The 25,304-nt window shown below is 21.4% G+C and carries 23 protein-coding genes, 3 tRNA genes and 1 other RNA gene; 18 read left to right on the forward strand and 9 right to left on the reverse strand.

Annotated elements, in window-relative coordinates; genetic code table 11:
• Positions 1–102: 102 nt before the first annotated feature.
• Complete coding sequence (cysK, locus tag D9V62_RS00335; protein WP_158339839.1) at positions 103–1,071, reverse strand: cysteine synthase A; 969 nt, start codon at positions 1,069–1,071, stop codon at positions 103–105.
• Between the two features lie 444 nt (positions 1,072–1,515).
• Here cysK and ligA point away from each other — a divergent pair, with 444 nt between their 5' ends.
• On the forward strand, positions 1,516–3,534 hold the full coding sequence (gene ligA, locus D9V62_RS00340) for an NAD-dependent DNA ligase LigA (RefSeq protein ID WP_158339840.1): 2,019 nt from the start codon (positions 1,516–1,518) through the stop codon (positions 3,532–3,534).
• A 9-nt stretch (positions 3,535–3,543) separates the two neighbouring features.
• On the opposite strand, the gene D9V62_RS00345 is transcribed toward ligA, so the two are convergent.
• Together D9V62_RS00345 and D9V62_RS00350 are read right to left on the reverse strand one after the other, a co-directional pair.
• Positions 3,544–3,616 (reverse strand) — tRNA-Lys (locus tag D9V62_RS00345).
• Positions 3,617–3,626: 10 nt separating this feature from the next.
• Positions 3,627–3,699 (reverse strand) — tRNA-Val (locus D9V62_RS00350).
• Between the two features lie 177 nt (positions 3,700–3,876).
• Between D9V62_RS00350 and gltX the strand changes: the two genes are divergently transcribed.
• Both gltX and D9V62_RS00360 read left to right on the forward strand, forming a co-directional pair.
• Entirely contained in the window at positions 3,877–5,289 is a 1,413-nt protein-coding gene (gltX, locus tag D9V62_RS00355; RefSeq protein ID WP_158339841.1) for a glutamate--tRNA ligase, read from the forward strand.
• Between the two features lie 136 nt (positions 5,290–5,425).
• Positions 5,426–5,498, forward strand: a tRNA-Ala gene (locus D9V62_RS00360).
• A gap of 107 nt (positions 5,499–5,605) precedes the next feature.
• Here D9V62_RS00360 and fliE read toward each other — a convergent pair.
• Positions 5,606–5,911, reverse strand: coding sequence for a flagellar hook-basal body complex protein FliE (fliE, locus tag D9V62_RS00365; RefSeq protein ID WP_158339842.1), 306 nt, complete (start codon positions 5,909–5,911; stop codon positions 5,606–5,608).
• A gap of 175 nt (positions 5,912–6,086) precedes the next feature.
• Here fliE and fliF point away from each other — a divergent pair, with 175 nt between their 5' ends.
• The 11 genes from fliF to fliR all read left to right on the forward strand — a co-directional run bounded on the left by fliF (position 6,087) and on the right by fliR (position 16,068).
• Positions 6,087–7,751, forward strand: coding sequence for a flagellar basal-body MS-ring/collar protein FliF (gene fliF / locus D9V62_RS00370; RefSeq protein WP_158339843.1), 1,665 nt, complete (start codon positions 6,087–6,089; stop codon positions 7,749–7,751).
• Entirely contained in the window at positions 7,748–8,743 is a 996-nt protein-coding gene (gene fliG / locus D9V62_RS00375) for a flagellar motor switch protein FliG (protein WP_158339844.1), read from the forward strand. The genes fliF and fliG overlap by 4 nt, the downstream gene beginning before the upstream one ends.
• Complete coding sequence (locus tag D9V62_RS00380) at positions 8,736–9,404, forward strand: FliH/SctL family protein (RefSeq protein ID WP_158339845.1); 669 nt, start codon at positions 8,736–8,738, stop codon at positions 9,402–9,404. Before fliG ends, D9V62_RS00380 begins: the two co-directional genes overlap by 8 nt.
• Positions 9,401–10,759: a FliI/YscN family ATPase gene (locus tag D9V62_RS00385; RefSeq protein WP_158339846.1), complete on the forward strand. Its 1,359-nt coding sequence runs from the start codon at positions 9,401–9,403 to the stop codon at positions 10,757–10,759. The genes D9V62_RS00380 and D9V62_RS00385 overlap by 4 nt, the downstream gene beginning before the upstream one ends.
• Positions 10,760–10,962: 203 nt before the next feature.
• A complete protein-coding gene (locus D9V62_RS00390) occupies positions 10,963–11,280 on the forward strand; it encodes a flagellar export protein FliJ (RefSeq protein ID WP_261979527.1) in 318 nt (105 codons plus the stop codon).
• The gene (locus D9V62_RS00395; RefSeq protein ID WP_158339847.1) at positions 11,264–12,373 is read left to right on the forward strand and encodes a flagellar hook-length control protein FliK; all 1,110 of its coding nucleotides are present in this window, start codon (positions 11,264–11,266) and stop codon (positions 12,371–12,373) included. Before D9V62_RS00390 ends, D9V62_RS00395 begins: the two co-directional genes overlap by 17 nt.
• A 100-nt stretch (positions 12,374–12,473) precedes the next feature.
• On the forward strand, positions 12,474–13,412 hold the full coding sequence (locus D9V62_RS00400; RefSeq protein WP_158339848.1) for a hypothetical protein: 939 nt from the start codon (positions 12,474–12,476) through the stop codon (positions 13,410–13,412).
• The gene (gene fliN / locus D9V62_RS00405; RefSeq protein ID WP_158339849.1) at positions 13,405–13,860 is read left to right on the forward strand and encodes a flagellar motor switch protein FliN; all 456 of its coding nucleotides are present in this window, start codon (positions 13,405–13,407) and stop codon (positions 13,858–13,860) included. Before D9V62_RS00400 ends, fliN begins: the two co-directional genes overlap by 8 nt.
• A 13-nt stretch (positions 13,861–13,873) precedes the next feature.
• Complete coding sequence (fliP, locus tag D9V62_RS00410) at positions 13,874–15,013, forward strand: flagellar type III secretion system pore protein FliP (RefSeq protein WP_158339850.1); 1,140 nt, start codon at positions 13,874–13,876, stop codon at positions 15,011–15,013.
• Between the two features lie 18 nt (positions 15,014–15,031).
• Positions 15,032–15,301, forward strand: coding sequence for a flagellar biosynthesis protein FliQ (gene fliQ / locus D9V62_RS00415; RefSeq protein ID WP_158339851.1), 270 nt, complete (start codon positions 15,032–15,034; stop codon positions 15,299–15,301).
• Positions 15,301–16,068, forward strand: coding sequence for a flagellar biosynthetic protein FliR (fliR, locus tag D9V62_RS00420; protein ID WP_158339852.1), 768 nt, complete (start codon positions 15,301–15,303; stop codon positions 16,066–16,068). The genes fliQ and fliR overlap by 1 nt, the downstream gene beginning before the upstream one ends.
• A 120-nt stretch (positions 16,069–16,188) precedes the next feature.
• Here fliR and rpmG read toward each other — a convergent pair whose 3' ends face one another.
• Together rpmG and rpmB are read right to left on the reverse strand one after the other, a co-directional pair.
• Positions 16,189–16,356: a 50S ribosomal protein L33 gene (rpmG, locus tag D9V62_RS00425; RefSeq protein ID WP_158339853.1), complete on the reverse strand. Its 168-nt coding sequence runs from the start codon at positions 16,354–16,356 to the stop codon at positions 16,189–16,191.
• Between the two features lie 10 nt (positions 16,357–16,366).
• Positions 16,367–16,594: a 50S ribosomal protein L28 gene (rpmB, locus tag D9V62_RS00430; RefSeq protein ID WP_158339854.1), complete on the reverse strand. Its 228-nt coding sequence runs from the start codon at positions 16,592–16,594 to the stop codon at positions 16,367–16,369.
• A gap of 111 nt (positions 16,595–16,705) precedes the next feature.
• Here rpmB and D9V62_RS00435 point away from each other — a divergent pair, with 111 nt between their 5' ends.
• A complete protein-coding gene (locus D9V62_RS00435) occupies positions 16,706–19,399 on the forward strand; it encodes a hypothetical protein (protein ID WP_158339855.1) in 2,694 nt (897 codons plus the stop codon).
• Between the two features lie 5 nt (positions 19,400–19,404).
• On the opposite strand, the gene ppa is transcribed toward D9V62_RS00435, so the two are convergent.
• On the reverse strand, positions 19,405–19,944 hold the full coding sequence (gene ppa / locus D9V62_RS00440; protein WP_158339856.1) for an inorganic diphosphatase: 540 nt from the start codon (positions 19,942–19,944) through the stop codon (positions 19,405–19,407).
• Between the two features lie 210 nt (positions 19,945–20,154).
• Between ppa and pmbA the strand changes: the two genes are divergently transcribed.
• Entirely contained in the window at positions 20,155–21,498 is a 1,344-nt protein-coding gene (gene pmbA / locus D9V62_RS00445; RefSeq protein WP_158339857.1) for a metalloprotease PmbA, read from the forward strand.
• 101 nt (positions 21,499–21,599) lie between these two features.
• Here pmbA and rnpB read toward each other — a convergent pair.
• Together rnpB and rsmI are read right to left on the reverse strand one after the other, a co-directional pair.
• Positions 21,600–21,961, reverse strand: an RNA gene (rnpB, locus tag D9V62_RS00450) — RNase P RNA component class A.
• A gap of 33 nt (positions 21,962–21,994) precedes the next feature.
• Positions 21,995–22,852, reverse strand: a complete 858-nt coding sequence (rsmI, locus tag D9V62_RS00455; protein WP_158339858.1) for a 16S rRNA (cytidine(1402)-2'-O)-methyltransferase — start codon at positions 22,850–22,852, stop codon at positions 21,995–21,997.
• Between the two features lie 144 nt (positions 22,853–22,996).
• Here rsmI and D9V62_RS00460 point away from each other — a divergent pair, with 144 nt between their 5' ends.
• Positions 22,997–24,214, forward strand: a complete 1,218-nt coding sequence (locus tag D9V62_RS00460) for a beta-ketoacyl synthase N-terminal-like domain-containing protein (RefSeq protein WP_158339859.1) — start codon at positions 22,997–22,999, stop codon at positions 24,212–24,214.
• 114 nt (positions 24,215–24,328) lie between these two features.
• A complete protein-coding gene (gene tal, locus D9V62_RS00465) occupies positions 24,329–25,279 on the forward strand; it encodes a transaldolase (protein ID WP_158339860.1) in 951 nt (316 codons plus the stop codon).
• Positions 25,280–25,304 lie beyond the last annotated feature (25 nt).

Consider the following 25,304-nt stretch of genomic DNA (forward strand, 5'->3'; position numbering starts at 1 on the left):
CCTTATTAATATTAAATTTCAGAAATTTTTTTTATATTAAATATTAAAATACAACTTCTATAATAAATTTTTTTTTACTTTTTATTAAAGAAGTTGTATTTTTTAATATGTATTTCTATTTTGAAATGATTTAGAAAATAATTCTGTACTTAAATAACGTTCTCCAGAAGAAGGAAATATTACGACTATTGTTTTATTTGAAAATTGTTTTTGACTTTGTATTTTTAAAGCTGCTGCAATAGCAGCGCCAGAAGAAATACCAGCTAATATTCCTTCTTGTTTCATTATTTTTTGAGCATATAACATGGATTCTTCACTTGATATTGTAATTACTTTATCAATTAAACTTAAATCTAAATTTATAGGAATAAAACCAGCTCCAATGCCTTGAATTTTATGTAATCCAGGTGTTATTTTTTTTCCTGATAAAAATTGTGTAATTACAGGTGATTCTAAAGGCTCTACAGCAACACTAATAAAATCTTTTTTTCCTTTAATATTTTTTATATATCTTGTAATACCTGTTATAGTTCCTCCTGTACCTACTCCTGAAACTAATATATCTATATTTCCATTGGTATCATTCCAAATTTCTGGTCCAGTAGTATTTTCATGTATTTCTGGATTAGCAGGGTTTTCAAACTGTTTTAATAAATAATATTGTTTTTTATTTAAAGATACAATTTCATTAACTTTAGCAATAGCTCCCTTCATACCTTTTTTGCTATCTGTTAAAATTAACTTAGCACCTAAAGATTTGAGTAGTTTTTGTCTCTCAATCGACATGGATTCAGGCATCGTAAGAACTAATTTATAATTTCTAGCAGCTGCAACATATGCTAGAGCTATACCTGTATTTCCACTTGTAGCTTCAATTAATTTAATATTTTTATTTAAACTTCCTTTTTTTTCTGCATTCCATATCATATTAGCACCAATTCTACATTTAACACTAAAACTTGGATTTCTAGATTCAATTTTTGCTAAAATTTTACCATTTCCTATTTTATTTAAACGAACAAGTGGTGTATTACCAATAGTTAATGAATTATCTTGATATATTTTACTCATTTTTTTCCATTTTTTTAAATTTATAATACATAATATTATTTATACTTGATTTTTTTATTTTATAAAACTTGTTAAGTTCATGTTTTTTTTTATTATACTTTGTTTAATAATTATTAGAAAAATCTATTTTTATAAATTGATAAAATTTAATTTTATTCTATTTTTTAAGAATTTTTTTATTTTACTTATCTAACATATAGTATATTTTAGATATTAATTTTTATACTATTTTATTTTTTATATATGTTTAATATATAAAATAATATATAAAACAATTTTCTTTGTATTTATTTATAATAAAGTATTATTTGTTTATAATTTAATTGTTATTCAAATATAAAATATTTTTGTATCGTAATAATATATTATAAAAAATATTAATATTTTAAATTAAAATTTTTAATGAATTTTCTATTGTTTACATTAATTTTATCTAATATATTTATGAAAAAAATTCAATATCAAATTAATAAACTACGCGAAAAAATTTTAAAATACGATTATTTTTATCATACTTTAGATAAACCAATTATTTCTGATCCAGAATATGATTATTTATTGAATCAATTGTATAATTTGGAATTAAAATATAAAGAATTAATTACCCCTGATTCACCTACTCAGAAAATAGGTTCAAATTTACTTGATAAATTTAAAAAAATAAGACATTTTTTTCCTATGTTATCTTTAGAAAATACATTTGATTTAAATGGATATTTAAAATTTGAAAATAGAATTAAAAAAGTTTTTATAACTGATTCTAAAATAGATTTTTGCTGTGAGTTAAAAATTGATGGAATAGCTGTTAGTTTAATTTATGAAGAAGGAATTTTAATTCGTGCTGCAACTCGAGGTGATGGCTATTTTGGAGAAAATATTACACAAAATGTAAAAACAATTAAATCTATTCCATTAAAATTAAAAGGATTGAATATACCGAAAAGGTTGGAAATACGAGGTGAAGTTTTTATGTTAAAATCTGATTTTTCAGACTTAAACATTCAATCTTGTTCGGATAAAAAAAAATATTTTTCTAATCCAAGAAACGCAGCTGCTGGATCATTAAGACAAATTGACTCTAAAATCACAGCTAAAAGAAAATTAATGTTTTTTTGTCATGGATTTAATTTTTTTAAAGAAACAAAATTTTTTAAAACTCATTATGAAACGCTTATACATTTTAAAAATTGGGGTATACCTATTAATAAGGAAATATTAATTTGTTCTAGTCATTTAGAAATATTTAATTTTTATAAGAAATTTGAAAAAAACCGATTATTATTTAATTTTGACGTAGATGGTATTGTTATAAAAGTGAACTCACTTTATTATCAAAAAAAATTAGGTTCTAATAATAAATCACCAAGATGGGCTATTGCTTTTAAATATTTTCCTAAAGAAGAAATAACTAAGTTAAATGATGTAAAATTTGAAGTTGGAAGAACAGGAGTTATTACGCCAGTAGCTTATTTTAATCCAGTTTGTATCTCAGGAGTTATTATTAAAAAAGCTTCTTTATATAATAGACAAGTAATGAACAAATTAAATTTACATTTTAATGATTATATTACTATACAACGCTCTGGAGATGTTATACCAAAAATTATAAATGTTATCAAAAATAAACGTCTTAAAAATACTAAAAAAATAGTTTTTCCTATTTATTGTCCAGTTTGTAATTCAAAATTATTAATACATGAAAAAGGAAAAACAATACGTTGTCTTGCTGGATTAATGTGTAATGCTCAGAAAAAAAAATTATTTTGTCATTTTTTTTCAAAATATGGATTAAATGCAAATGGATTAGGTCCTAAAATTATTAATAAATTAATTCAGAAAAAAATTGTTTTAAATTTAATAGATTTTTTTTATCTTAAAGAAGATCAATTGAAAACTATAGAAAATATAGGTAAAAAAAAGAGTGCTAAAATTATCAAAATTATTTATTTATCTAAAAGAACTACTATAAATCGTTTTATTTGTGCTATAGGAATTTTTTCTGTAGGTGAAGTTATTGCAGAAAAGCTTTCTAATTATTTTCATATTGTTAATAATTTAATTAATTCATCAAAAGAAGAATTAGAATCAATAGATGGAATAGGATCAGTAGTCGCACATAATATATTTAATTATTTTTCTATTCCTGAAAATAAAAGATTAGTTGAAGAATTAACAGAAGTATTAAATATTTTACCATATAATCAAAATATTATTAATGATAAAATACCGAGTATTTTTAATAAAAATATTGTTATAACAGGTATATTTAGAAATTATTCAAGAAATGAACTACAGGAAATTTTAATTAATTTAGGTGCTCGTGTTAGCAATAAAGTTTCTAAAAAAACAGAGTTATTAATATTTGGAGAAAAATTTGGTCGTAAGTTTTTAGAAGCAAATAAACTAAATATTAAAATGATGAATGAAGAAGACTTTATTTTGTTAATGAAGAATATGAACTAAATTATTTTATGGGTCGTGCAGGATTTGAACCTGCGACCAATTGATTAAAAGTCAACTGCTCTACCAACTGAGCTAACGACCCGAAATATTTTTGGGTGATGACGGGCTCGAACCGCCGACCTCCTCCGTGTAAAGGAGGAGCTCTACCAACTGAGCTAATCACCCATATAATTATCTATATCTATTGTAAAGATAAGAAAAATAGAGTCAATCTTTTTTTTAAAAAGATTATTTGTTTGTTGTAATTTTAATCATTATGATGAAATAATTATCTATATTTATTAATATATAAAATTTATTTTAAAATTTTTGTGTAAATTTTTAAAATATTTCAAGGAATATATGAAAGTTAAAACTCGTTTTGCTCCTAGTCCTACTGGAGATTTACATATCGGTAGTATTCGAACCGCTTTATATTCTTGGTTGTTTGCGCGTCATTATAATGGAAAATTCATACTTCGTATAGAAGATACTGATTTTCAAAGATCTAAATCATTTTCAGTTCAATCTATTTTCCAAGGATTAAAATGGTTGGGATTAGATTGGGATGAAGGTCCTTATTTTCAGAGTAAAAGATTAGATCGATACAAAGAAGTAATTGAAATTATGTTAAAAACAGGAAACGCTTATAAATGTTTTTGTTCACCAAAAGAAATAGAACAAGAACGTTTTAAACAACTTTGTGAAGGCAAAAAACCACGTTATACTGGAGTTTGTAGAAATTTAAAAAATAAATATAACATTAATAAAAAATATACAATACGATTTAAAAATCCCAATTCTGGAATAGTAACATTTGAAGATAAAATCAGAGGACAGATTACTTTTGATAATATGGAATTAGATGATCTTATAATTCAGCGTTCAAATGGAATTCCTACTTATAATTTTTGTGTCGTAATAGATGATTTAGATATGAATATTACACATGTAATTCGTGGAGAAGATCATATTAACAATACGCCTCGTCAAATTAATATTTTGAAATCTTTAAAAGCACAAATACCTGTTTATGCACATGTTTCTATGATATTAAATGAAAATGGAAAAAAATTTTCTAAAAGAGATAATTCTGAAAATATTATTGAGTATTATAATAAAGGTTTTTTACCAGAAGCATTAATTAATTATATAATACGATTAGGTTGGTCTCACGGTAATCAAGAAATTTTTAGTCTTTTAGAATTAAAAAAATTGTTTAATTTAGATTCTATTAGTAAATCGGCTAGCGCTTTTAGTATAAAAAAACTATTATGGTTAAATAAATACTATATTAATAGTTTGCCATTGAATTATATTTCTAATATTTTAAAAGATTATATGAAACACGAAAATATAAATATAGAAAGTGGACCTAATTTAGAATCTTTATTACATTTGTATAAAAACCGTTATCATACCTTGAAAGAAATGGCCTGTGCTTTTAGATTTTTTTATGAAGAATTTAAATGTTTTGATATAAAATCTGCTAATAAATATTTAGTTTTAAAAAATTTTTATATTTTAAAAAAAATTTATAATAAAATACAAAAATTTTCTTTTTGGCAAATTGAAACTTTGTCTGAATTTATTAATAATCAATCTATAGAATTAAATGTTAAGATAAAAGAAATAAGTATGTTATTACGAGTAGTATTAACAGGAAATATATCTTCACCGAATATAAGTTCTGTAATGTTTTTACTTGGAAAAGAAAAAACTTTATTTAGATTAAAAAAATCGATGAGTTTTATAGAAAAAAATAGAAAATTCTAGAGAAAATAGTTTTTTTCAAATCTTAATAAAATTAAATTTTTTTCTATTTTTTCAACGATTTACTTTTTAAGATAAACAGCACTTTATAGAAAAATAAATTGACAGAATTCATGTGTTTTTATATTGTAATAATTTTGGGGCTATAGCTCAGTGGGCAGAGCATTTGCATGGCATGCAAAATGTCAGCGGTTCGATTCCGCTTAGCTCCAAAAAAATAAATAATTTTTTAAAATTTAAATATTATTTTTTAGATAAATTTAATATTTTTAATCAATATACATGCTGTGCAAAATTAAAATCAGCACAGCATTTTAAATTAAATCTGTTGACTCATTATTTCTTTGTAAGCTGATATAACTTTATTTCTAATTTGAATAGCTAATTCTATAGAAATAGAAGATTTTTGTAAATTTATCATTACGTCATTTAAAGACATAGAAGATGGATTTAATTCAAATTTTTCAATATTTTTTTTCGCATTATTTTGAATATTATTAATTTCGCCTAATGCTTTTTGAAAAAATTGAACAAAACTATTAGATTTTTTGATGTTTTGTGTTTTTTCATCTAAAAAATTAATCTTGGTATAAACGTTTTGATTATGAATATTATCAATAACCATATTTTCCTCTAGAATTTTTACTATGACTTTTTAAATAATATCATATCTTTTATAAATATAAATTATAAAGATAAATATTTTATGTTATAGATAATTTATTAGGAAATGTTTGTAAATTAAATTTAATTGTTGCTCAATTTATAGTTAAGATTATCTACTAGATTAGGAAGATATCATGAATTTTAGTAATATAGAAGAATCAATTTCAGAAGAGAAAAAAAAACTTAATAACTTTCTATCTTATTTTTTTAAAAACGCACGTGTTTTAATAATTTTGTTGGTAATAGCAGTAATTACTACAATTTCAGTTTCTATGTGGAAAAAATCTTCTGATTATCAAGTTTTATATAATAATCTATCTACTGAAGATGGGGAATTTGTTTCTGATTATTTAAATCAAATGAAAATTCCTTATCAATTTTCAGAAGATTCTGGAAAAATATTAGTTCCAAAAAATAAAGTACATGATTTACGCTTATCTTTGTCAGAACAAAAAATACCCCGTAGCGGAATCGGTTTTGAAATTTTAGATAAAGAGAAATTTGGGATTAGTCAATTTAATGAACAAATTAATTATCAACGTGCTTTGGAAGGTGAGTTGGCACGTACTATAGAAAGAATAAATATTGTAAAAAGTGCAAGAATACATATAGTGATGCAAAAAAATTCTTTATTTTTACAAGATAAAAAAAAAGCATCAGCTTCAGTTATCTTAAGTTTAAAAGCTGGATCTAAATTAAATTCAAGTCAAACAAATGCTATATTACATTTAATATCTAATAGTATATCTGATTTATCCGTAGATAATATAACTATAGTTGATGAATTTGGTAAGTTATTAAATAATTCTTCATTAGTATCAGATCAAATAAATGATGCTAAATTAAAATATTCTGAGCAGGTCGAATTAAGATACGCTAATAAAATTCAAAGTATTTTAGAACCATTATTTGGATTTGGAAATGTACATGCTCAAGTAACTGCTCAAATTGATTTTAATTCTCAAGAAAAAACACAAGAACAATATGAACCTAATGCAAACTATAAGGATCAGTCAATACGTTCACATCAAACTACTATTAATGATAATATAAAAAGTAAAAAAGAAAAAGATCATAGTAATACGTTTCCTCAAAGTAATTCATTTAATACTAATAGTAGTAAAACTAAAAAATATAATTTAAATCAAACTAATGAATCACTGAAAGATAGTATTATGAGTTCTAATTCTACGATTAATCATGATGATACAATTAATTATGAATTAAATCATACTTTATCGCATGTAAAAATGAATATGGGAGAAGTTAAAAGATTATCTGCTGCAGTGGTAATAAATTTTATTAAAGATAAAACTGGAAAATCAGTGCCTTTAAATATAGAACAAATAAAAAATATTAAACGTTTAGTATGTGAATCAATAGGTTATTCTAAGATTAGAGGTGATAGTATACATATAATTAATGAATCTTTTGCACAAAATAATAAAAATACTTATATTAAACTTAATAATTTTAATCAATCTAATATTTTTAATGCTTTTTCAATTTTTATACCATGGTGTATTTTAGCTTTATTTTTGTTATATTTTTTAAAAAAATATATTTTTTCTTTTTTTAAAAATACGGGTCAAGATAAAAAATTAGATAAGAAGAATATTAAAAAAGCAATTATAAATTCTAATGAAAATGAATTAGCTAATAATGTTGAAAAAAAAGTTTTGAAAAATTTAAATAATGAAAATACAGATAATTTAATTCATCAAATTTGTAATATATCTAATCAAAATCCACGTGTTGTAGCGTCGATTATTCGTCAATGGATGAGTGATAAAAAATGACTTTAAATGGTACTGAGAAAAGTGCACTTTTATTAATGTCAATAGGATCTGATCAAGCGTCAGAAGTGTTAAAGTATTTAACTCCTTTTGAAGTTCAAGAATTGGTTACTTCTATGGTTAATATTAATCAGTGTTCTAATACAATATTAAATAAAGTATTAACTGAATGTTATGATATTTTTATGAAAAATAACAATTTAGTTTATAATAATAATGAAGAATATATATCTGATATGTTAACTAAAGCATTAGGTGATAAAAAAGGCAATATTTTATTAAGTGATGCATTAGAAGTAAGAAATATTAAAATGTGTATTGAATCTCTTAATTCAATGAAACCTGATAAATTAGCTTCTTTATTAAAAGAAGAACATACTCAAATTATTACAACTATACTTGTATATTTAGATAAAAATCAATCAGCTCAAATTTTATCTTATTTAAGTAAAGAACAACGTACTGAAATTATAATAAAAATTGCTGAATTTAATGGTATTGAAGAAAAAACATTTATTGAATTAAAAAATATTGTTAATAATTTATTAGAAAAGAAAAAATTTGCTTTTTCAAATAAAGGAGGTATTAAAACTGTTGCTAATATTTTAAGTTCTATGAAGATAGAAAATGAAAAATATTTATTAGAAAAAATCAAACTTTCTAATAAAGAATTATCTAATAAAATTATTAAACAAATATTTTTATTTGAAAATATAGTAAATGTTAATGATGATATTATTAAATGTTTAATAAATTATATAGAAGAAGAAAAATTGTATATTGCACTTCAAGGTACTAGTAACATCATAAGAAATAAATTTTTTAGCAATATGGATGAAACAAAATCAACAAGATTATTACTACTTCTAAAGAAAAAATCTTATATTTCTAATATTGCTATAGAAAATGAACAAAAATTAATTTTGATGATGATTAAAAATATTTTAGATCATGGTATATTTTCGCTAGAAAATTTAGGAAAATATTATGTCTAATTTAAATGTAAAAAAAGAATGGAAAAAATGGTATCCAGAAAAAATTGTTTTAAATAATCCAAAAAAAAATCATAATATTTTTTGGAATAAAAATGTTTTAAAAGAAACAGATTTTTATATTATTAAAAAAAATGAATTAATTAATCAACTGAAAAACTCAGATGAATTTGAACAAAATTCTTTTAATAGCAAATCAGATTTTTTAAAAATAAAAAAAAATCTTAAAGAAAAAGAAAAAAAATACATCTTACTAAACAGCAAGTTACAAGATTTATGTATAAATTTTGAATCTACAATTGCTGTATTTGAAAAAACGTTATTTTCACGTTTATTAAAGACTGTTTTAATAATTTCTTCTTATATTATTGGTGAAAAATTTTTAATTAATAAATCAATTTTATTAAAAAAAATAAATAAAATTATTAAAGACGATAAATTTTTCTTAAATAAACCAAGATTAGTTATTCATCCTAGTAATAAAAAAATATTAGAAAAAATTTTAAAACAATCTATAAATAATAAATGGGAATTAGTTTGTAATAAGAGTATTGATATTAATAGTTTTAAAATTGAATCTGATAATAGCAATATAGATTCTACTATTTATTCTAGATGGAAAGAAGTATATCGTGTTATTCTTAAAGAAGAGGAACATTTATGAAATTGAAATGTTCTGAATTATTTAAAAAAATTGATTTTTTTGAAAATAAGATTAATAATCTTTCAGATGTTATTACATATGGTTATGTAATTAGTATAAATGGTTTAATATTAGAAGTCATTGGTTTAAAAGCTCCTATTGGAGCTGAATGTATTATTGAAAGCATAATAGATGGTAAAATATTAAATATTTCAGCTGAAGTTGTTAAATTTAATCAAGAAAAAACGTTATTATTTTCTTTTCAAGAAACTTATGGTATTTTACCTGGTGCTAAAGTTGTTTTAAAAACATCTAAAAATCTAGACATATTTAGTAAAAAAATTCCTTTAGGAATAAATTTATTAGGTAGAGTATTAAATGGTAAAGGTCAACCATTAGACGGACGTTCTGAATTAGATCCAAAATGTTTTACTAGAATTAAAAAGAAATATATTAACCCATTAAGTAGAAAACCTATTCATGAAATCCTTGATACAGGAATACGTGCTATAAACGGATTAATAACTATTGGGAGAGGTCAAAGAATAGGAATTTTTTCAAGTTCAGGAATTGGTAAAAGTATTTTACTCGGAATGATGGCGAAATATACAAAATCAGATGTAGTAGTAATTGGATTAATTGGAGAAAGAGGAAGAGAAGTAAAAGATTTTATAGAAAATATATTAGGATCGGATGGATTATTAAATTCTGTAGTAATTGCTGCTCCAGCAGATCATTCTCCTTTATTACAAATTGAAGCTGCTTCATATGCTACAAGCATAGCTGAATATTTTCGAGATAAAGATAAAAATGTTTTATTAATTATGGATTCTTTAACTCGTTACGCAATGGCTCAAAGAGAAGTTGCATTGTCTTTGGGCGAACTACCAGTTTCTAGAGGATATCCATCTTCTGTTTTTTCAAAAATTCCTATTTTAGTAGAGCGATCAGGAAATACAGATAATAAAGGATCTATTACTTCATTTTATACAGTTTTAACTGAAAACGAAGAAGAACAAGATCCTATTTCACATATTTGTCGTTCTATACTTGATGGTCATATTGTATTATCGCGTTATTATGCAGATTTAGGACATTATCCTGCTATTGATATCGAATCTTCTATAAGTCGTGTTATGCCAGATATTATAACTAAATCACAATATTCAAAAGCTTGTTATTTTAAAAAATTAGTAGCTTCTTATCAAAGAAATAAAGATTTAATTAACATTGGAGCTTATATTAAAGGAAATGATTTAATTTTAGATGATGCAATTGACAAGTGGCCAGACTTAGAAAAATTTTTACAACAAAAACAATCAGAAAAAAGCAATTATTTAGTTTCTTGCGAAAAATTAAATAAAATATTTATTTAAATTTTTTTATTTATATATTTATTAGTTGGTTTAAGATCTAATAGGAGATTTTTTATGAAATTTAAAAAAAATTTATTTTCTATTTTAGAAAATATAGAGAAAACAAAAATAGAACAAAAAAAAAATCATATTAAAAATTTATATAACCAAAAAAAAAACATATTGAACAACTAAATCTATTAATTAATTTTCGAAACGAATATATTAATAAATTAAATATTAAACTTAAATTAGGTATATGTATAGATCAGTGGAAAATATATAATAATTTTATTCTTATGTTATATATTGCAGTGGAAGAAAATAATAATGTAATTAAGCAATATGAAAAAACAATTAATAAAAATTTAGATCAATGGTTTAAAAATCATGTTAAATTAAAAACTTGGAATTATTTAAATCAAAAAAATCAAATAGTGTTAAAAAAACGTAAAATTTTAGAAGAAAACATTATTAACGACGAATTTTCTCAATTTAAATTTTTTGAAAAAGGCAACTATTATAATGTTAAATCCTCTTAATAATATAGTATTAAAACGAAATATTTCAGTCAGTTCAGATTATAATATTGCTGATTTTAATTTGTATCGATTTATTTTTAATGCATGTAAAAAAAAATTATTAAATAAAGAAATTAAATTTGATAATATTTCAACGAAACATAAAACAAAAGATGATGAAAATATTATATCTACTAATTTTATAGTAAATAATTTATTAAATATTTTAAATACAAAAAATGTTAAGAATAACTTTTATATGCATAAAAATACTGAGAAAAAACAAAAAAAAAAATTACACGAAAATATTAAATTAACATCTCATATTTTTTTAAAAAATAAAGAAAAAATTAATAAAGAAGAAAATAATACAAAAGATAAAATATTTAAAAATAATGAAATGTTAAAAAATTTAAAATATATTAAAAACAAATATCGTTTATCTTGTAATTATAATACTATTAATTTATTTAAAAAATCCTACAATGAAAGTATCTTCAATAAAATCAGTAATTTAAAAAATATACAAAATAAAAAAAATTTTATTAGAGATAATAAAAATTTTATGTATTTTAAAAATTATAAAAATAATATATCTGAAATATCTTCTTCTAAAAATATGAAGAACAATCAATATTCTATTTCTGAAATAAACTCTTTAAAAAAAATAAATGAAAAAAATTCCTTTAAATTAAATAAAAAATCAATTTTTGTTTTAAATAGCAAAGAAAATATTAAATGGAAACAAGCAATTAATCAACAAGTTTTATTATCTATTTCTAACAAAGAAAATAAAGCGGAAATACGTTTAAAACCAGAATATCTTGGTTCAATATATATAAAAATTAAAATGGAAAATGATAAAGCTAAATTAAAATTAATTTCTGATAATTTAGGAATTAAAAATTTTTTAAATAATTGTATACCATTTTTAGAATATTCCTTAATTAAAAATGGTATCTTTTTAAAAGATGTTAATATTTCTAGTACTTTTAATTTAGAAAAAAATAAAAATTTGTTTATTTCAGACAATTGTCATTTAAGCAAATCTAATATATTTAAAAAATTTTATAAAAATTTAAATCAAAAACAACTAATTGATATGTATGTTTAAATTTTAAAAAATGTCTATTTAAAATTTTAATTGCATTTAAAACTTATAAATAAGTTTTAGAATAATTTAAAACCACTTTTACCTATAAGGTATATAATAAATGGGAAAAAGTAATTATTTAAATGTTATAAATAAAGAAACTAATAAAAAAGAAGAGATACTTAATATTTTAAGTGTAGATAGAATTAAAATATTAGAAAAAATTAATGAAAATTTTATAAAAAAAACAATAACATATTTTTCAAAATTTATTAAAAATCATATAAAATTAAATTTTTTTTCTATTAAAGTAAATTCTTATACAGATAATGATACAGATATAAAATATTTATTTTCTAATGAAATAAAAATATCTAATTCAAAAGAACAATCTTTTATATTTTTTTCTGATAATTTATTATCTGTTTTTATAGATTTATTATTTGGAGGTAATGGAAATTATATAGAAAAAATTAATAAAGAAAGAAATATTTCATATACAGAAAAAATTATTTCTGAAAAACTTATGAAGTTAATTTGTACTGCTTATTGTAAAGCTATTAAAAAATTTTATTCTATTGATATGAAAGTTATTAATATAAAAATCGTTGATATTAAAAAACTTTCTTATTTAAATCAAAATTATATAACTAATTATTTTAATTTTAGTATAAATAATATAAGTATTTTTTTTAGTATTTTATTTCCTATTTCAATAATTGAAAAAAATTTTCAACAAATAAATTCTTTAAAAGTTAATAAACAATCTTTAATAAAAAATGTAAATTGTAGACAAGATATTGCTATTAGTAATTTATATGATGTTGAACTAGATGTTATTGTAAAATTAATAATGTCTTCTAAAGTGAATTGTAACAGTTTATCTATAGGAGATATTTTAATGATTAAAAGCCCTGAAAAAGTACTTGCTTATATAGAAAAAATACCTATATTTTTAGGTCACTATAAAAATTTTGATAAAAAATCAGTTATTTTTTTAAAAAAATTTATACATAAAAATTTAGATTTGAATAAATATGAGGAGTTTTTTAATGAATAAACTAAAAAAAAAACCTAATTTTGACAAAATTGATCGTGTTATTCAAAGTAGTAACAATGATATAGATAACAATGATATAGATAACAATGATATAGATAACAATGATATAGATAACAATGATATAGATAACAATGATATAGATAACAATGATATAGATAATTCTAAAGAAAAAAAATCTGTTAAATCTGAAGAAATATTAAATAATAAAAAAATAATATTTGATATACCAATCAATATAACTATAGAATTAGGTAGATCAAAAATAAAAATAAAAGAACTATTAAATTTTTCTAAAGGAAGTATGTTTATCTTAAATAGACAAAAAGAAGATCCTTTAAAAATTTTTGCGAATGGTAAATTAGTTGCATTTGGTGAAGTTGTTATCTCAGATAATACTTATGGTATACGAATTATTAGTATCAAAAACTCTTTAAATACTATGAATTAAAAATTTAAATTTTATGAAAAACAATATTGAATCACAGTTAGCATTGAACAATTCTCCATTAGAATTTAATAGTATAAATTTTTTTCACATAGCTAGTTCGTTAGGACAAATAATATTACTAATATTAGTTTTAAGTTGGATAGCAAAAAAAATTTCATTTATAAAAAACAATAAAAAAAAATCTTATATAAACATTATAGAAAGAACGTCAATAGGATCTAACGAATCTATTATTGTAGTAGATGTAAAAGAGGTAAAATTGATATTAGGGGTTACAAAAACTAAAATTACTCATCTATATACATTAAAATCTCAATTAAAAGACGAGTTACCTAATAAAGAAGAAAATATTATGTTACCAAAAAAAAATTTTCATGATTCTTTTAAAAATTTAACTAAAATTTTTTTAAAAAAAATAATTTTCTATCGAACCATTCCATTTGTATTTTTTTTATTATTTTGTCCCTTAGTTTATGCTGATATACCTGGTCCAATAATTCATAATTTTAGTAATGGCACCCAAACTTGGTCTTTGCCGATACAAACCTTAGTTTTTTTAACTGCACTTACTTTTCTTCCAGCTTTTCTTTTAATGATGACTAGTTTTACTCGAATTATTATTGTTTTTGGATTACTTAGAAATGCCTTGGGAACTCCATATGCGCCACCTAATCAAATATTATTGGGTTTGTCACTTTTTTTGACTTTTTTTATCATGTCTCCTACTTTTGAAAAAGTTTATCAAGAAGCGTATCTCCCATTTAGCAAAGAAAAAATTAATATGGATGAAGCTATTTTAAAAGGTTCAATACCATTGAAAAAATTCATGCTAAATCAAACAAGGACATCAGATTTAGAAGTGTTTTCAAAAATAGCACATATTTCTTATTATAAAAATAAAAATGATATACCTATGCGTATTTTATTACCTTCATTTATTACAAGTGAATTAAAAACGGCATTTCAAATTGGTTTTACTATTTTTATACCTTTTTTAATTATCGATTTAGTTGTTGCTAGTGTTTTAATGGCACTTGGTATGATGATGGTTCCGCCTTCAACAATCTCATTGCCTTTCAAGCTAATGTTATTTGTATTAGTAGATGGTTGGCAATTATTGGTAACTTCGCTATCGCAAAGTTTCAACATATAATTCTTAATGGAATTGTTTATGACTCCTGAATATATAATGGTTTTATTTAGTCAAGCTATGAAAGTTGCATTAATGATTGCATCTCCATTATTGTTATCTGCTTTAATAAGTGGCTTGATTATTAGTATATTACAAGCAGCTACACAAGTAAATGAACAAACTCTTTCATTTATTCCTAAAATAATTTCTATTTTAGCAACAATTGCTTTACTTGGTCCTTGGATGTTGGGTGTTATGTTAGATTATATGCATAACTTATTTAATAATATACCAGTAATTATAAAATAATGTTAACATTTAATAACTTACAACTAATAACGATTATAAGCAATTTTTTTTGGCCTTTAGTACGTATTTTAGCATTTTTTTCAACTGTGCCAATTTTTAATGATCAGCATATAAATCGAAAAACTAAAATAGTTTTATCTATATTAATTAGTTGGATAATATTACCATTTTTACCGAAAGTAAATATAGAACTATTTTCTTTTATTGGTTTATTGCTTTTATTAGAACAAATTTTAATTGGTATTATTTTGGGATTTACTTGTCAATTTTTGTTTGCTACAATTAATTTTGCAGGAGAATTAATAGGATTACAAATGGGTTTATCTTTTGCCACGTTTTTTAATGCAAATAATAATATTGGTATTTCTGTTATATCTCGTTTATTAAATATTTTAATGTTATCTTTCTTTTTATCAATTAATGTTCATCTTTATTTAATATCTATATTAATTAATAGCTTTCACAGTATACCAATTAATATTATTTTTTTTAAAAGTAATATTTTTTTTGTTTTACTAAAATTTTCTAGTAGCATTTTTTTAAATAGCATAATGTTTGTGCTGCCAATTATGATTTTTTTATTATTATCTAATATAATAATGAGTATTTTAAATCGTTTGTCTCCGCAAATATCTATTTTCTCTATTGGTTTTCCTTTGAATTTATTAATAGGATTAGTAGTATTATATTATTTAATATCTATTTCTTTTCCTATTTTTAACAAATTATTACATCAATTAACTTCATTTTTATTTTATACTTTTTAACTATTATAGTTAATATTGTGAAATTTTATCAATACTTTAAAGTATATTAAATTATTTATAAAGTATAATTTATATTAAATTATACTTTAGTTTAGTTGTTAAATTTTATTTAAAATTTTTTTATTTAATTTTTCCTTCATTATATAATACATGTTTACGAATAATTGGATCATATTTTTTAAATACCAACTTATCAGGTGTATTTCTTTTGTTTTTAGTAGTAGTATAATAATGCCCTGATCCTGAAGAAGAAATCATTTTTATTTTTTCTCTACTTTTTTTTGCCATATTATAACCCTTATTTTTTATTTTTCATTTTTTGTATAATTGATTCTATTCCATTTTTATCAATACAACGCATTCCATTAACAGATACACGCAATTTAATAAATTTTTTTTGTTCTGGAACCCAAAAACGATGATTTTGAATATTTGGTAAGAATTTTCTTTTTGTTGCATTTAAAGCGTGTGATCTATTATTACCAATCATTCGTTTTTTTCCTGTAACTTGACATATACGAGACATATAAAATTTCTCCTAGAATTTCATTTTTTTAAAATACGAAAATTTTTATTTATATTAATATATAGTTTTATATTTAAAAGTATTAATCAATATTTAATTAGGATCTCTTATATGAATATATGTCAGAGATATTTATCTAAATCTTTGATTTTTTTATCTAGTATATTGTTTTTAATAGTATTTCTCCTAGAAAGTAATTTTGGATTTAAATTATTTTTTAATGTCACTAATTATTTTTTCTGGGGATTAAAAACAGAAGAAATATCAGGTAATTGGCGTGATTTTACATTAAAAAACATTACTTGTAATGTTTTTGGAGTATATATTAAAGCTACTAATGTTCATATATTAATTGATCCAATATCTTTATTTAAAGTAAATAAAATTTTTAAAAAAATTGAAACAAAAAATTTAATTTTTTCATTTAATAAAAATAATTTATTCTCTACAGAAAAAAAATATTTAAAAAAAAATATATTAGAAAAAAATATTTTTTTTAATAATTCTATTATTTTAAAAAAAATTTATGCTGATAAAATTTTATTAAAATTAAATAATATGAATATACTTTTATTTAATGTTTTTAGTGGATTAAAGTTAATTAATAATAATTTAACTATATTTCGTAGCCATATTAATTTAATTACATTAAAGTTTAAAAAACATCATCAACAATATTTTTTACATAAAAAAAATTTTATTGATAAAAAACATATAAACAATTTTTTATCTTGTCTTTTAGATAATAAAAAAGTTTTATTACCAATAAATTTAAATTTAACATCTATCAAATGTCAAAAAATAAAACTTTTTCATTATCAATTTAACAATATTTTGTTTCAAGGTATTATTAATAATCAATTGATATTTAAATTAAAATTTAATAATTTTTTTAAATTTAGTTTATATGGAAAAGTATTATTAAATAGTTTAAGTCATCCTATGTATATTAATTTAAATATTCATCGTTTTTTATTTCCAATTAAAAAAAATTTAATATTTACCTCAAAAAAATTTAATTTAATTTTAAAAGGAACATTTAATAATTATTATTTATCATTAAAAAATATTATTAATATTTCAAATATGCCGTCAGTTTTTATAAATATTTTTGGTAATGGTCATTTAACAAATATTTATTTAAATAAAATTTGTTGTATTCCATTTGTAAAAAAAGTTAAAAATAATAAATTAATTAATTTACAAAAAGAAAATTATAATCGATATATTTCTCAATTAATAGGAAATATTAATATATCGAGTAATTTTCATAACAATATAAATAGTATTAACATTCCTAGTTTTAATATAAAAACAAATATAGTAAATAGAAAATTATTAATACTAGGGGCTTTATATTATAATCAAATAAATAATATTAAAATACCTAAAATAAATTTTTTTTCAGGGAAAAATAAAGGATTTATATCAGGTTCAATATCAAAAATAATTAATATTAATTCGTCTATTAATGCTAATAATTTAGATTATTTTATACCTAATTTAAAAGGAGCAATTACAGCTACATTAAATATATATGGTCTTTATTTTTCACCTATTTTTTCTGGTTTAGTTTTAGGAGAAAAATTAAATTGGAAAAATATGATATATTTAAATAGTATTAAAATGTTGATTAATATGAATTCGGAAAAAAATTGTAAAAAAGATATTTTTCTTGTTATTAAAAAAATCAAGTTTTTTAAATATTATCTAGATTTTTTAAAATTAAAGATTAATTGGGATAATACAAACCAAAAATGTTATTTATTTTTAAAAAATAAAAATTTAAGTATAAATTTTATGCTGAATGGAAAATTAAATTATCGAACAGGAATTTGGAGAGGAACTTTTAATAAAATAAATATTTTAAGTTTTAATAAAAAATGGGTTATAAATCAAAATCCTGTTGTATTTTTTTATAATAATAAAAACATGCAAATAAATAAAAAAAATAAAAACACACATAAAAACTATATTTTTTCTATAATAAATAAAATTAAAAAATCTGTACTTTCATCTGTTTTTAATTCATCTATTAATTTTAAAACTAATTTGTTTTTCAAAATAAATTTTAAATCAAGAAAAAAACAATCTTCTAATATAAAAGTTTTTTTATATAATAGTAATGTAAAATTGCAAAAAAAAATAAAAGATACAATTTTTACAAAAAAAATATCTTCTTTACAATTATATATTCATTTTAAAAAAAATAAAATTTTAACTCAGTGGTTAATATATCCATTAAAAAACAAAAATAATAAATTATTTGGATTTTTAAATATTTATAATTATTTTGATAAAAATAATATAAAAGGGAAATATTTTTTATTTAATTTTCCTTGTTCTATTTTAAATTTTTTTATTTTAAATTCTACAAAAGTAAAAGGAAAATGTACCGGGAATATAAAATTTTCTGGAACTTTATATCAGCCTCATATATTGGCTGATATTCATTTAAAAAATTTTTACATTAAAAGTAATAAGATATCACAGTATATTATTTTATTTTTTTATCCTTCTTTAAGTTTAATTAAATATGTAAAGATAAATCAATTAATTTTTATAAAGCAAGGAGATGTATTATTTCAATTACATTTCAATTCAAAAAGTAATATTCTTAGTTTTATAGAATGGAATATTTTTTTTAATAGTAATCAAATGCTTTTTTTTATATTTCCAAATATTAAATTAAATTTGTTTTCTCAATTAAGTTTACATTATTGTTTATCTAAATATGATTTAATTGGATATTTAAAATCTTTTTTATTTTATTTTAAAATTAATGAAAAAAATTTTGTTTTTTAAAAAATTTAAATAGTTTTTTTATTTTTAAATCGATTATATGCTGAACTAATCTCTAGTTTTGCAGATTTATGATTTTCCCATCCTATAATTTTTGTCCATTTTTCTTTTTCTAGTTTTTTATAATATTTAAAAAAATGTTCTATTTGTTTTTTTAACAATTCTGATATATCTGAGATATCATTAATATATTTATATGTTTGACAAATTTTACTTTTTGGTACAGCGATAATTTTAGCATCATCTCCTGATTCATCTTTCATTTGAAGCATTCCAATAGGTTTGCAGTGAATAACAGAATGAGATTGTATGGGATATGGTGATGGTATTAAAACGTCTAAAGGATCTCCATCCATAGATAACGTTTGATTAATATATCCATAATTACAAGGATAAAACATAGGTGTAGGTATGAACCGATCTACAAAAAGTAAACCTGATTTTTTATCTACTTCATATTTAATAGGAGATGAATTAGATGCTATTTCAATGATAACATATATATCATTTGGTATATTATCACCTGCAATAATTTTATTATAATTCATTAATAGTTACCTTTTTATATTTTAAAAATATTTTATTGATATTGAATTTTAATAAACATTATTTATAAAATATATAAAATTAAATAAATATTATTTATTTTAAAAAAGTAATTTATTTTAAAGTAATTATTTTTATATAGTTATTTCTAGAATAATATTAATATATCTTACTTTTACTGATATATTATATATATTATTAAGGAGTTACAAATGAAATTAATAAATCAGATTAAAACTGAGGAAAATTTACTGATAAATGCAGTAAATAATACTTTACAATTAGCTAAAAAAACAATTTCTTGTTCTGTTGAAGTTTTTGTTAAAAAAACAATAGGCATTAATATTAATATTAGAAATAATATTGTAGAAAATATAGAATTTAATAGTGATGGAGCATTATTTATTACTGTTTATAATAAGTTTTCTAAAGGTAGTGTCTCATCTAGAGATTTTAGTATTAATGGTATTAAAAAAATGTTAGAAATTGCTATTGATATTTCTAAACATTCGTCTTCTGATTTTTTTGTAGGATTACCAGATATAAGATTATTATGTTTTCATGCTAATAATCTTGATTTATTTCATCCTTCTGAACTAGATATAAAAAAAGGAATTAATTTCGCTTCTCTTGTAGAACAAGAAGCATTTAAATTTGACAAAAGAATTGTAAATAGTGAAGGAAGTTTTTTTAGCAATCATGTTACTATAAATGTTTTTGGAAATAGTTTAGGAATGCTAGAAAAATATAAATCTACTCTTTATTCCGCTTATAACTGTATGATTGCAAAAGAAAATAATGTAATGCAAAGGGATTTTTATTATTCTACTTCTAGAAAGATAGAAAATTTAGAAAAACCTGATATTTTAGGTAAAAAAACTGCTAAACGTGCTGTTTCTAGATTAGGTTCTAGAAAAATTAATACTATAAAATCTTCAATTATATTTTCAAGAGAGATAGCTTCTACTTTTTTTTCTTATCTTATTGCAGCAATTAGTGGTGATAATGTTTATCGTAAATCTACGTTTTTACTTTATGATTTACAAAAAAAAATTTTTCCTACTTGGTTAAACATTATAGAAAAACCTGACATTCTACAAGGATTAGGTAGTAAACCATTTGACAATGAAGGCGTAAAAACAAATGAAAAATATATCATTAAGAATGGTATATTAAAAACATGGTTACTTAATAGTTATAATGCTCGTAGATTAGGATTAATTAGCACTGGAAATGCTGGAGGTATTTATAACTGGTTAATTTCAAATCAAAATATATTATTTCAAGATTTACTAGCAAATATGAAAACTGGATTATTAGTAACTGAATTAATGGGGCAAGGAGTAGATATTGTTAGCGGAAATTATTCTCAAGGTGCAATAGGTTTTTGGATTGAAAATGGAAAGATTCAATATCCAGTAAATGAAGTTACTATATCTGGAAATTTAAGAAATATATGGAATAATATTTTAAGCATTAGTAATGATATTGATATTCGAAATAACATTCAATGTGGTTCTATATTGATATCTGAAATGCAGATTTCAGGAAAATAATTTTTTTATTTTATTTTTTAAAACGTAAGTTAAATAAAAAGGTAATAAATTTATTACCTTTTGAATAGTTTTATTATCTTGTATAATTATGATTATTTTATATAAGAAGTTGACTGATAAGCCGGGTTCTGTATTTAACAGTCATTTATCTAGATTAGCAATTACTTGCTAATTCAAGCAGTCTACCCAGGTTTTTTTGTAGTACGAGCAATACCTAATAACCTATATTTGACTTTGCTCCAGGTGGAGTTTACCATGCCATAAATTGTCGCCAATTATGCGGTGTGCTCTTACCACGCCTTTTCACCCTTTCCATTTTTATATATTTATTATGGTGGTTTTTTTTCTGTTGCACTAGTCATAAGTTTACACTTTCCAGGTATTACCTGGCACCTTGCTCTATGGAGCCCGGACTTTCCTCTCTTTAGTAAACAACTAAACAGCGACTGTTTTAGTCAACTTCTTAAAAACATTATATATTATTTAAATAAAAATGTCATTTTTCTTCTTTTTTTATTGCATATTGATATAAAATATTTTTATTAATTTTATGAATTTTAGAAGTAATAAATACTGATTGTTTTAATGATAAAATATTTCTTAATATTGTAAAAGTATTAATTATTTTTTCTGAAATATTAATGTTTTTCAATTCTTTATAACCATCTATAATAATAACATTTTCTCCTTTGTTATAACGATTTTGATCCTCTTTGATCCAAGAAAGTATTAATTCAGCTTTATTCCCATAAATTATCTCCCATTTTTTTGTTATTTCTCTAGCAATTACTATATGTCTATTTTTTCCAATTTCATTTATTATATCTTTAATACTTTCAATTATTCTATGTTTTGATTCATAAAAAATCATTGTTCGTTTTTCTTTTTTTAAAGAGTGTAATAAATCACATCTTGATTTTTTTTTAGAAGGAAGAAATCCCTCATAACAAAAACGATGAGTAGATATACCAGAAGCACTCAATGCAGTAATAGCAGCACACGGACCAGGAAGAGGAATGATTTGAATATTTAATACATGACATTGTTTTATTAATAAATATCCTGGATCATTAATTACTGGAGTTCCAGCACTAGATACTAAAGCAATTGTATTGCCTTTTTTTAATTTTTTAATTAAATCATTATTTTTTTGAACTTCATTATTTTTATTAAAAGATGTTAAGGTATTTTTAATCTTAAAATATTTTAATAAAATATTAGTATGTTTAATATTTTCACAAGCTATTAGATCAACTTCTTTTAATATTTGTAAAGCCCGATAAGTAATATCAAATAAATTACCAATAGGTGTTGGTACAATATAAAGAATTCCAGTTTTTTTTAATAAACTCACTTTTTTTGTCCAAATATATTTTATATTTATTTTTATAGAAAATAAATTATCTGAAAAACAATTAATTATTTATTATATAAATAATATCAAATTTAATCTTTTTTATATCGCATTTAAAAAATTTATTATTGATAAGGAATATAATTGAAAAGAGTAGTTATTACAGGACTTGGTATTATTTCTAGTATTGGAAATAATAAAGACGAAGTTCTTAGTTCTTTATATAATGGTTATTCTGGAATAACATTTTCAGAACAGATGAAAGAATTAGGTCTACGTAGTCAAGTATGGGGTAATATTAAATTAGAGTATAAGAATTTGATAAGTAAAAAAATATCTCGTTTTATGACTGATGGTTCTATCTATACTTTTTTATCAATGGAACAAGCTATTAAAGATGCTAATTTAAAAAATAAAGATTATCAAAACAATGCTCGTGTTGGATTAATCGTTGGTTCTGGAGGTGGTTCTCGTAAAGATTATATTAAAGATATAAATATTACGAAAAATAGTTTTAATTTTCGTTTTTTAAGTCCATATACTGCAATTAAATCTATGACATCTGGAATTTCTGCTTGCTTATCAACTATATTTAAAATTCATGGAATAAATTATTCTATTAATTCTGCTTGCGCAACTTCTGGGCATTGTATTGGAAATGCTTTTGAATTAATTCAATTTGGAAAACAAGATATTATTTTTGCAGGTGGTGGTGAAGAAGTAAGTTGTGAATTAGCTGCTGAATTTGATGCAATGAGAGCGCTTTCATCAAATTTCAATAAAACTCCTATTAAAGCCTCTCGTGTATATGATTTAAACAGAGATGGTTTTGTAATATCAGGAGGAGGAGGTATTGTAGTCATTGAGAGTTTGAAGTCTGCAATTTCTCGTTCTGCTTATATTTATGCTGAAATTATTGGATATGCTGCAACTTCTGATGGTGATAATATGGTTGTACCTTCTGGAGAAGGTGCTTTGAGATGTATGAATTTAGCAAAAGGTAAAAGAAAGTTGTCTATTGACTATTTAAATGTTCATGGAACATCAACTAAAATTGGTGATTTAATTGAATTACAAGCAATTAAAAAATCTTTTTTTAATGAAAAAAAACCAATTATTTCAGCAACAAAATCTATGACCGGTCACTCCTTAGGAGCATCTGGAGTTCATGAAATTATTTATACTTTATTAATGTTACAATATAATTTTATAGCTCCTTCAATTAATATTGAAGTATTAGAACCGTTTGCAAAAAATATGAATATTATTCAAAAAACTATTCCCCAAAAAATTACTACTGCAATGTCTAATAGCTTCGGATTTGGAGGAACCAATGTTTCTTTAATATTAAAAAAATATTAATTTTTTAAAAAACAAATATTATTTAAATAATATATAAATATATGTATGATTTATAAATAGACAATATATTTTATATTTATTATCTTTTATCTCCTTAATAATAAGGATTATAATATGAATCAGTTGGAATTATTAAGAAAATTCACAACAATTGTTGCCGATACCAGTGATATAGATTCTATTCGTAAATATAAACCTGAAGATGCAACTACAAATCCATCTTTAATATTAAAAGCAGTAAATTCAAATATCAATCAAAAGTTACTTATAAAAGCAATAGAATATGCAAAAAAGAAAGGTGGTTCAAAAGCAGAACAATTAATAAATGCAAGTGATAAAATTTTAGTTGATCTTGGTATAAAAATTTTAAAATATATACCAGGTTATATTTCTAGTGAAGTAGATGCTCGTTTGTCTTTCAATACAGAAAAATGTATTTTAAAAGCAAAAAAAATAATTAAAATGTATGAAGAGCAAGGTATTTCTAGAAATAGAGTGTTAATTAAATTAGCAGCTACATGGGAATGTATAAAAGCAGCAGAAGAATTAAAAAAAGATAAAATTTTTTGTAATTTAACTCTTTTATTTTCTTTTGCTCAAGCACGTGCTTGCGCAGAATCAAAAGTATTTTTAATATCTCCTTTTGTAGGTCGTATTTATGATTGGTATATAGATCAGAACTTGATATCACAATTTTCTTACGATAAAGATCCAGGAGTTATTTCTGTTTGTAAAATATATAATTTTTATAAAAAACATAATTATAAAACTATTATTATGGGTGCTAGCTTTAGAAATATCCATCAAATTTTATTGTTATCTGGATGTGATCGATTAACTATTTCTCCTTTATTATTAAAAGAACTTGAGTCAAATAATACAGTATTTGATAGAAAATTAATTCCACCTTCTACTTATATTACACCACCTAATCCTCTTTCTGAAGAAGAATTTAGATGGGAACATAATCAAGATGAAATGTCTGTTCAAAAATTATCAGAAGGTATACGAAATTTTAGCAAGGATCAACTTCTTTTAGAAAAAATTATTTTAAAATTAATGTAAAAATTAATTTATTTTTTAAATTTAA

The organism is Buchnera aphidicola (Aphis helianthi) (assembly GCF_005083845.1).
Classification (GTDB): Bacteria; Pseudomonadota; Gammaproteobacteria; order Enterobacterales; family Enterobacteriaceae; genus Buchnera; species Buchnera aphidicola_AW.

Excerpts from the sequence above, each read along its gene's own strand:
- cysK (WP_158339839.1), bottom strand. The coding sequence starts at position 1,071 with ATGAGTAAAATATATCAAGATAATTCATTAACTATTGGTAATACACCA.
- ligA (WP_158339840.1), top strand. The coding sequence starts at position 1,516 with ATGAAAAAAATTCAATATCAAATTAATAAACTACGCGAAAAAATTTTA.
- gltX (WP_158339841.1), top strand. The coding sequence starts at position 3,877 with ATGAAAGTTAAAACTCGTTTTGCTCCTAGTCCTACTGGAGATTTACAT.
- fliE (WP_158339842.1), bottom strand. The coding sequence starts at position 5,911 with ATGGTTATTGATAATATTCATAATCAAAACGTTTATACCAAGATTAAT.
- fliF (WP_158339843.1), top strand. The coding sequence starts at position 6,087 with ATGAATTTTAGTAATATAGAAGAATCAATTTCAGAAGAGAAAAAAAAA.
- fliG (WP_158339844.1), top strand. The coding sequence starts at position 7,748 with ATGACTTTAAATGGTACTGAGAAAAGTGCACTTTTATTAATGTCAATA.
- D9V62_RS00380 (WP_158339845.1), top strand. The coding sequence starts at position 8,736 with ATGTCTAATTTAAATGTAAAAAAAGAATGGAAAAAATGGTATCCAGAA.
- D9V62_RS00385 (WP_158339846.1), top strand. The coding sequence starts at position 9,401 with ATGAAATTGAAATGTTCTGAATTATTTAAAAAAATTGATTTTTTTGAA.
- D9V62_RS00395 (WP_158339847.1), top strand. The coding sequence starts at position 11,264 with ATGTTAAATCCTCTTAATAATATAGTATTAAAACGAAATATTTCAGTC.
- D9V62_RS00400 (WP_158339848.1), top strand. The coding sequence starts at position 12,474 with ATGGGAAAAAGTAATTATTTAAATGTTATAAATAAAGAAACTAATAAA.
- fliN (WP_158339849.1), top strand. The coding sequence starts at position 13,405 with ATGAATAAACTAAAAAAAAAACCTAATTTTGACAAAATTGATCGTGTT.
- fliP (WP_158339850.1), top strand. The coding sequence starts at position 13,874 with ATGAAAAACAATATTGAATCACAGTTAGCATTGAACAATTCTCCATTA.
- fliQ (WP_158339851.1), top strand. The coding sequence starts at position 15,032 with ATGACTCCTGAATATATAATGGTTTTATTTAGTCAAGCTATGAAAGTT.
- fliR (WP_158339852.1), top strand. The coding sequence starts at position 15,301 with ATGTTAACATTTAATAACTTACAACTAATAACGATTATAAGCAATTTT.
- rpmG (WP_158339853.1), bottom strand. The coding sequence starts at position 16,356 with ATGGCAAAAAAAAGTAGAGAAAAAATAAAAATGATTTCTTCTTCAGGA.
- rpmB (WP_158339854.1), bottom strand. The coding sequence starts at position 16,594 with ATGTCTCGTATATGTCAAGTTACAGGAAAAAAACGAATGATTGGTAAT.
- D9V62_RS00435 (WP_158339855.1), top strand. The coding sequence starts at position 16,706 with ATGAATATATGTCAGAGATATTTATCTAAATCTTTGATTTTTTTATCT.
- ppa (WP_158339856.1), bottom strand. The coding sequence starts at position 19,944 with ATGAATTATAATAAAATTATTGCAGGTGATAATATACCAAATGATATA.
- pmbA (WP_158339857.1), top strand. The coding sequence starts at position 20,155 with ATGAAATTAATAAATCAGATTAAAACTGAGGAAAATTTACTGATAAAT.
- tal (WP_158339860.1), top strand. The coding sequence starts at position 24,329 with ATGAATCAGTTGGAATTATTAAGAAAATTCACAACAATTGTTGCCGAT.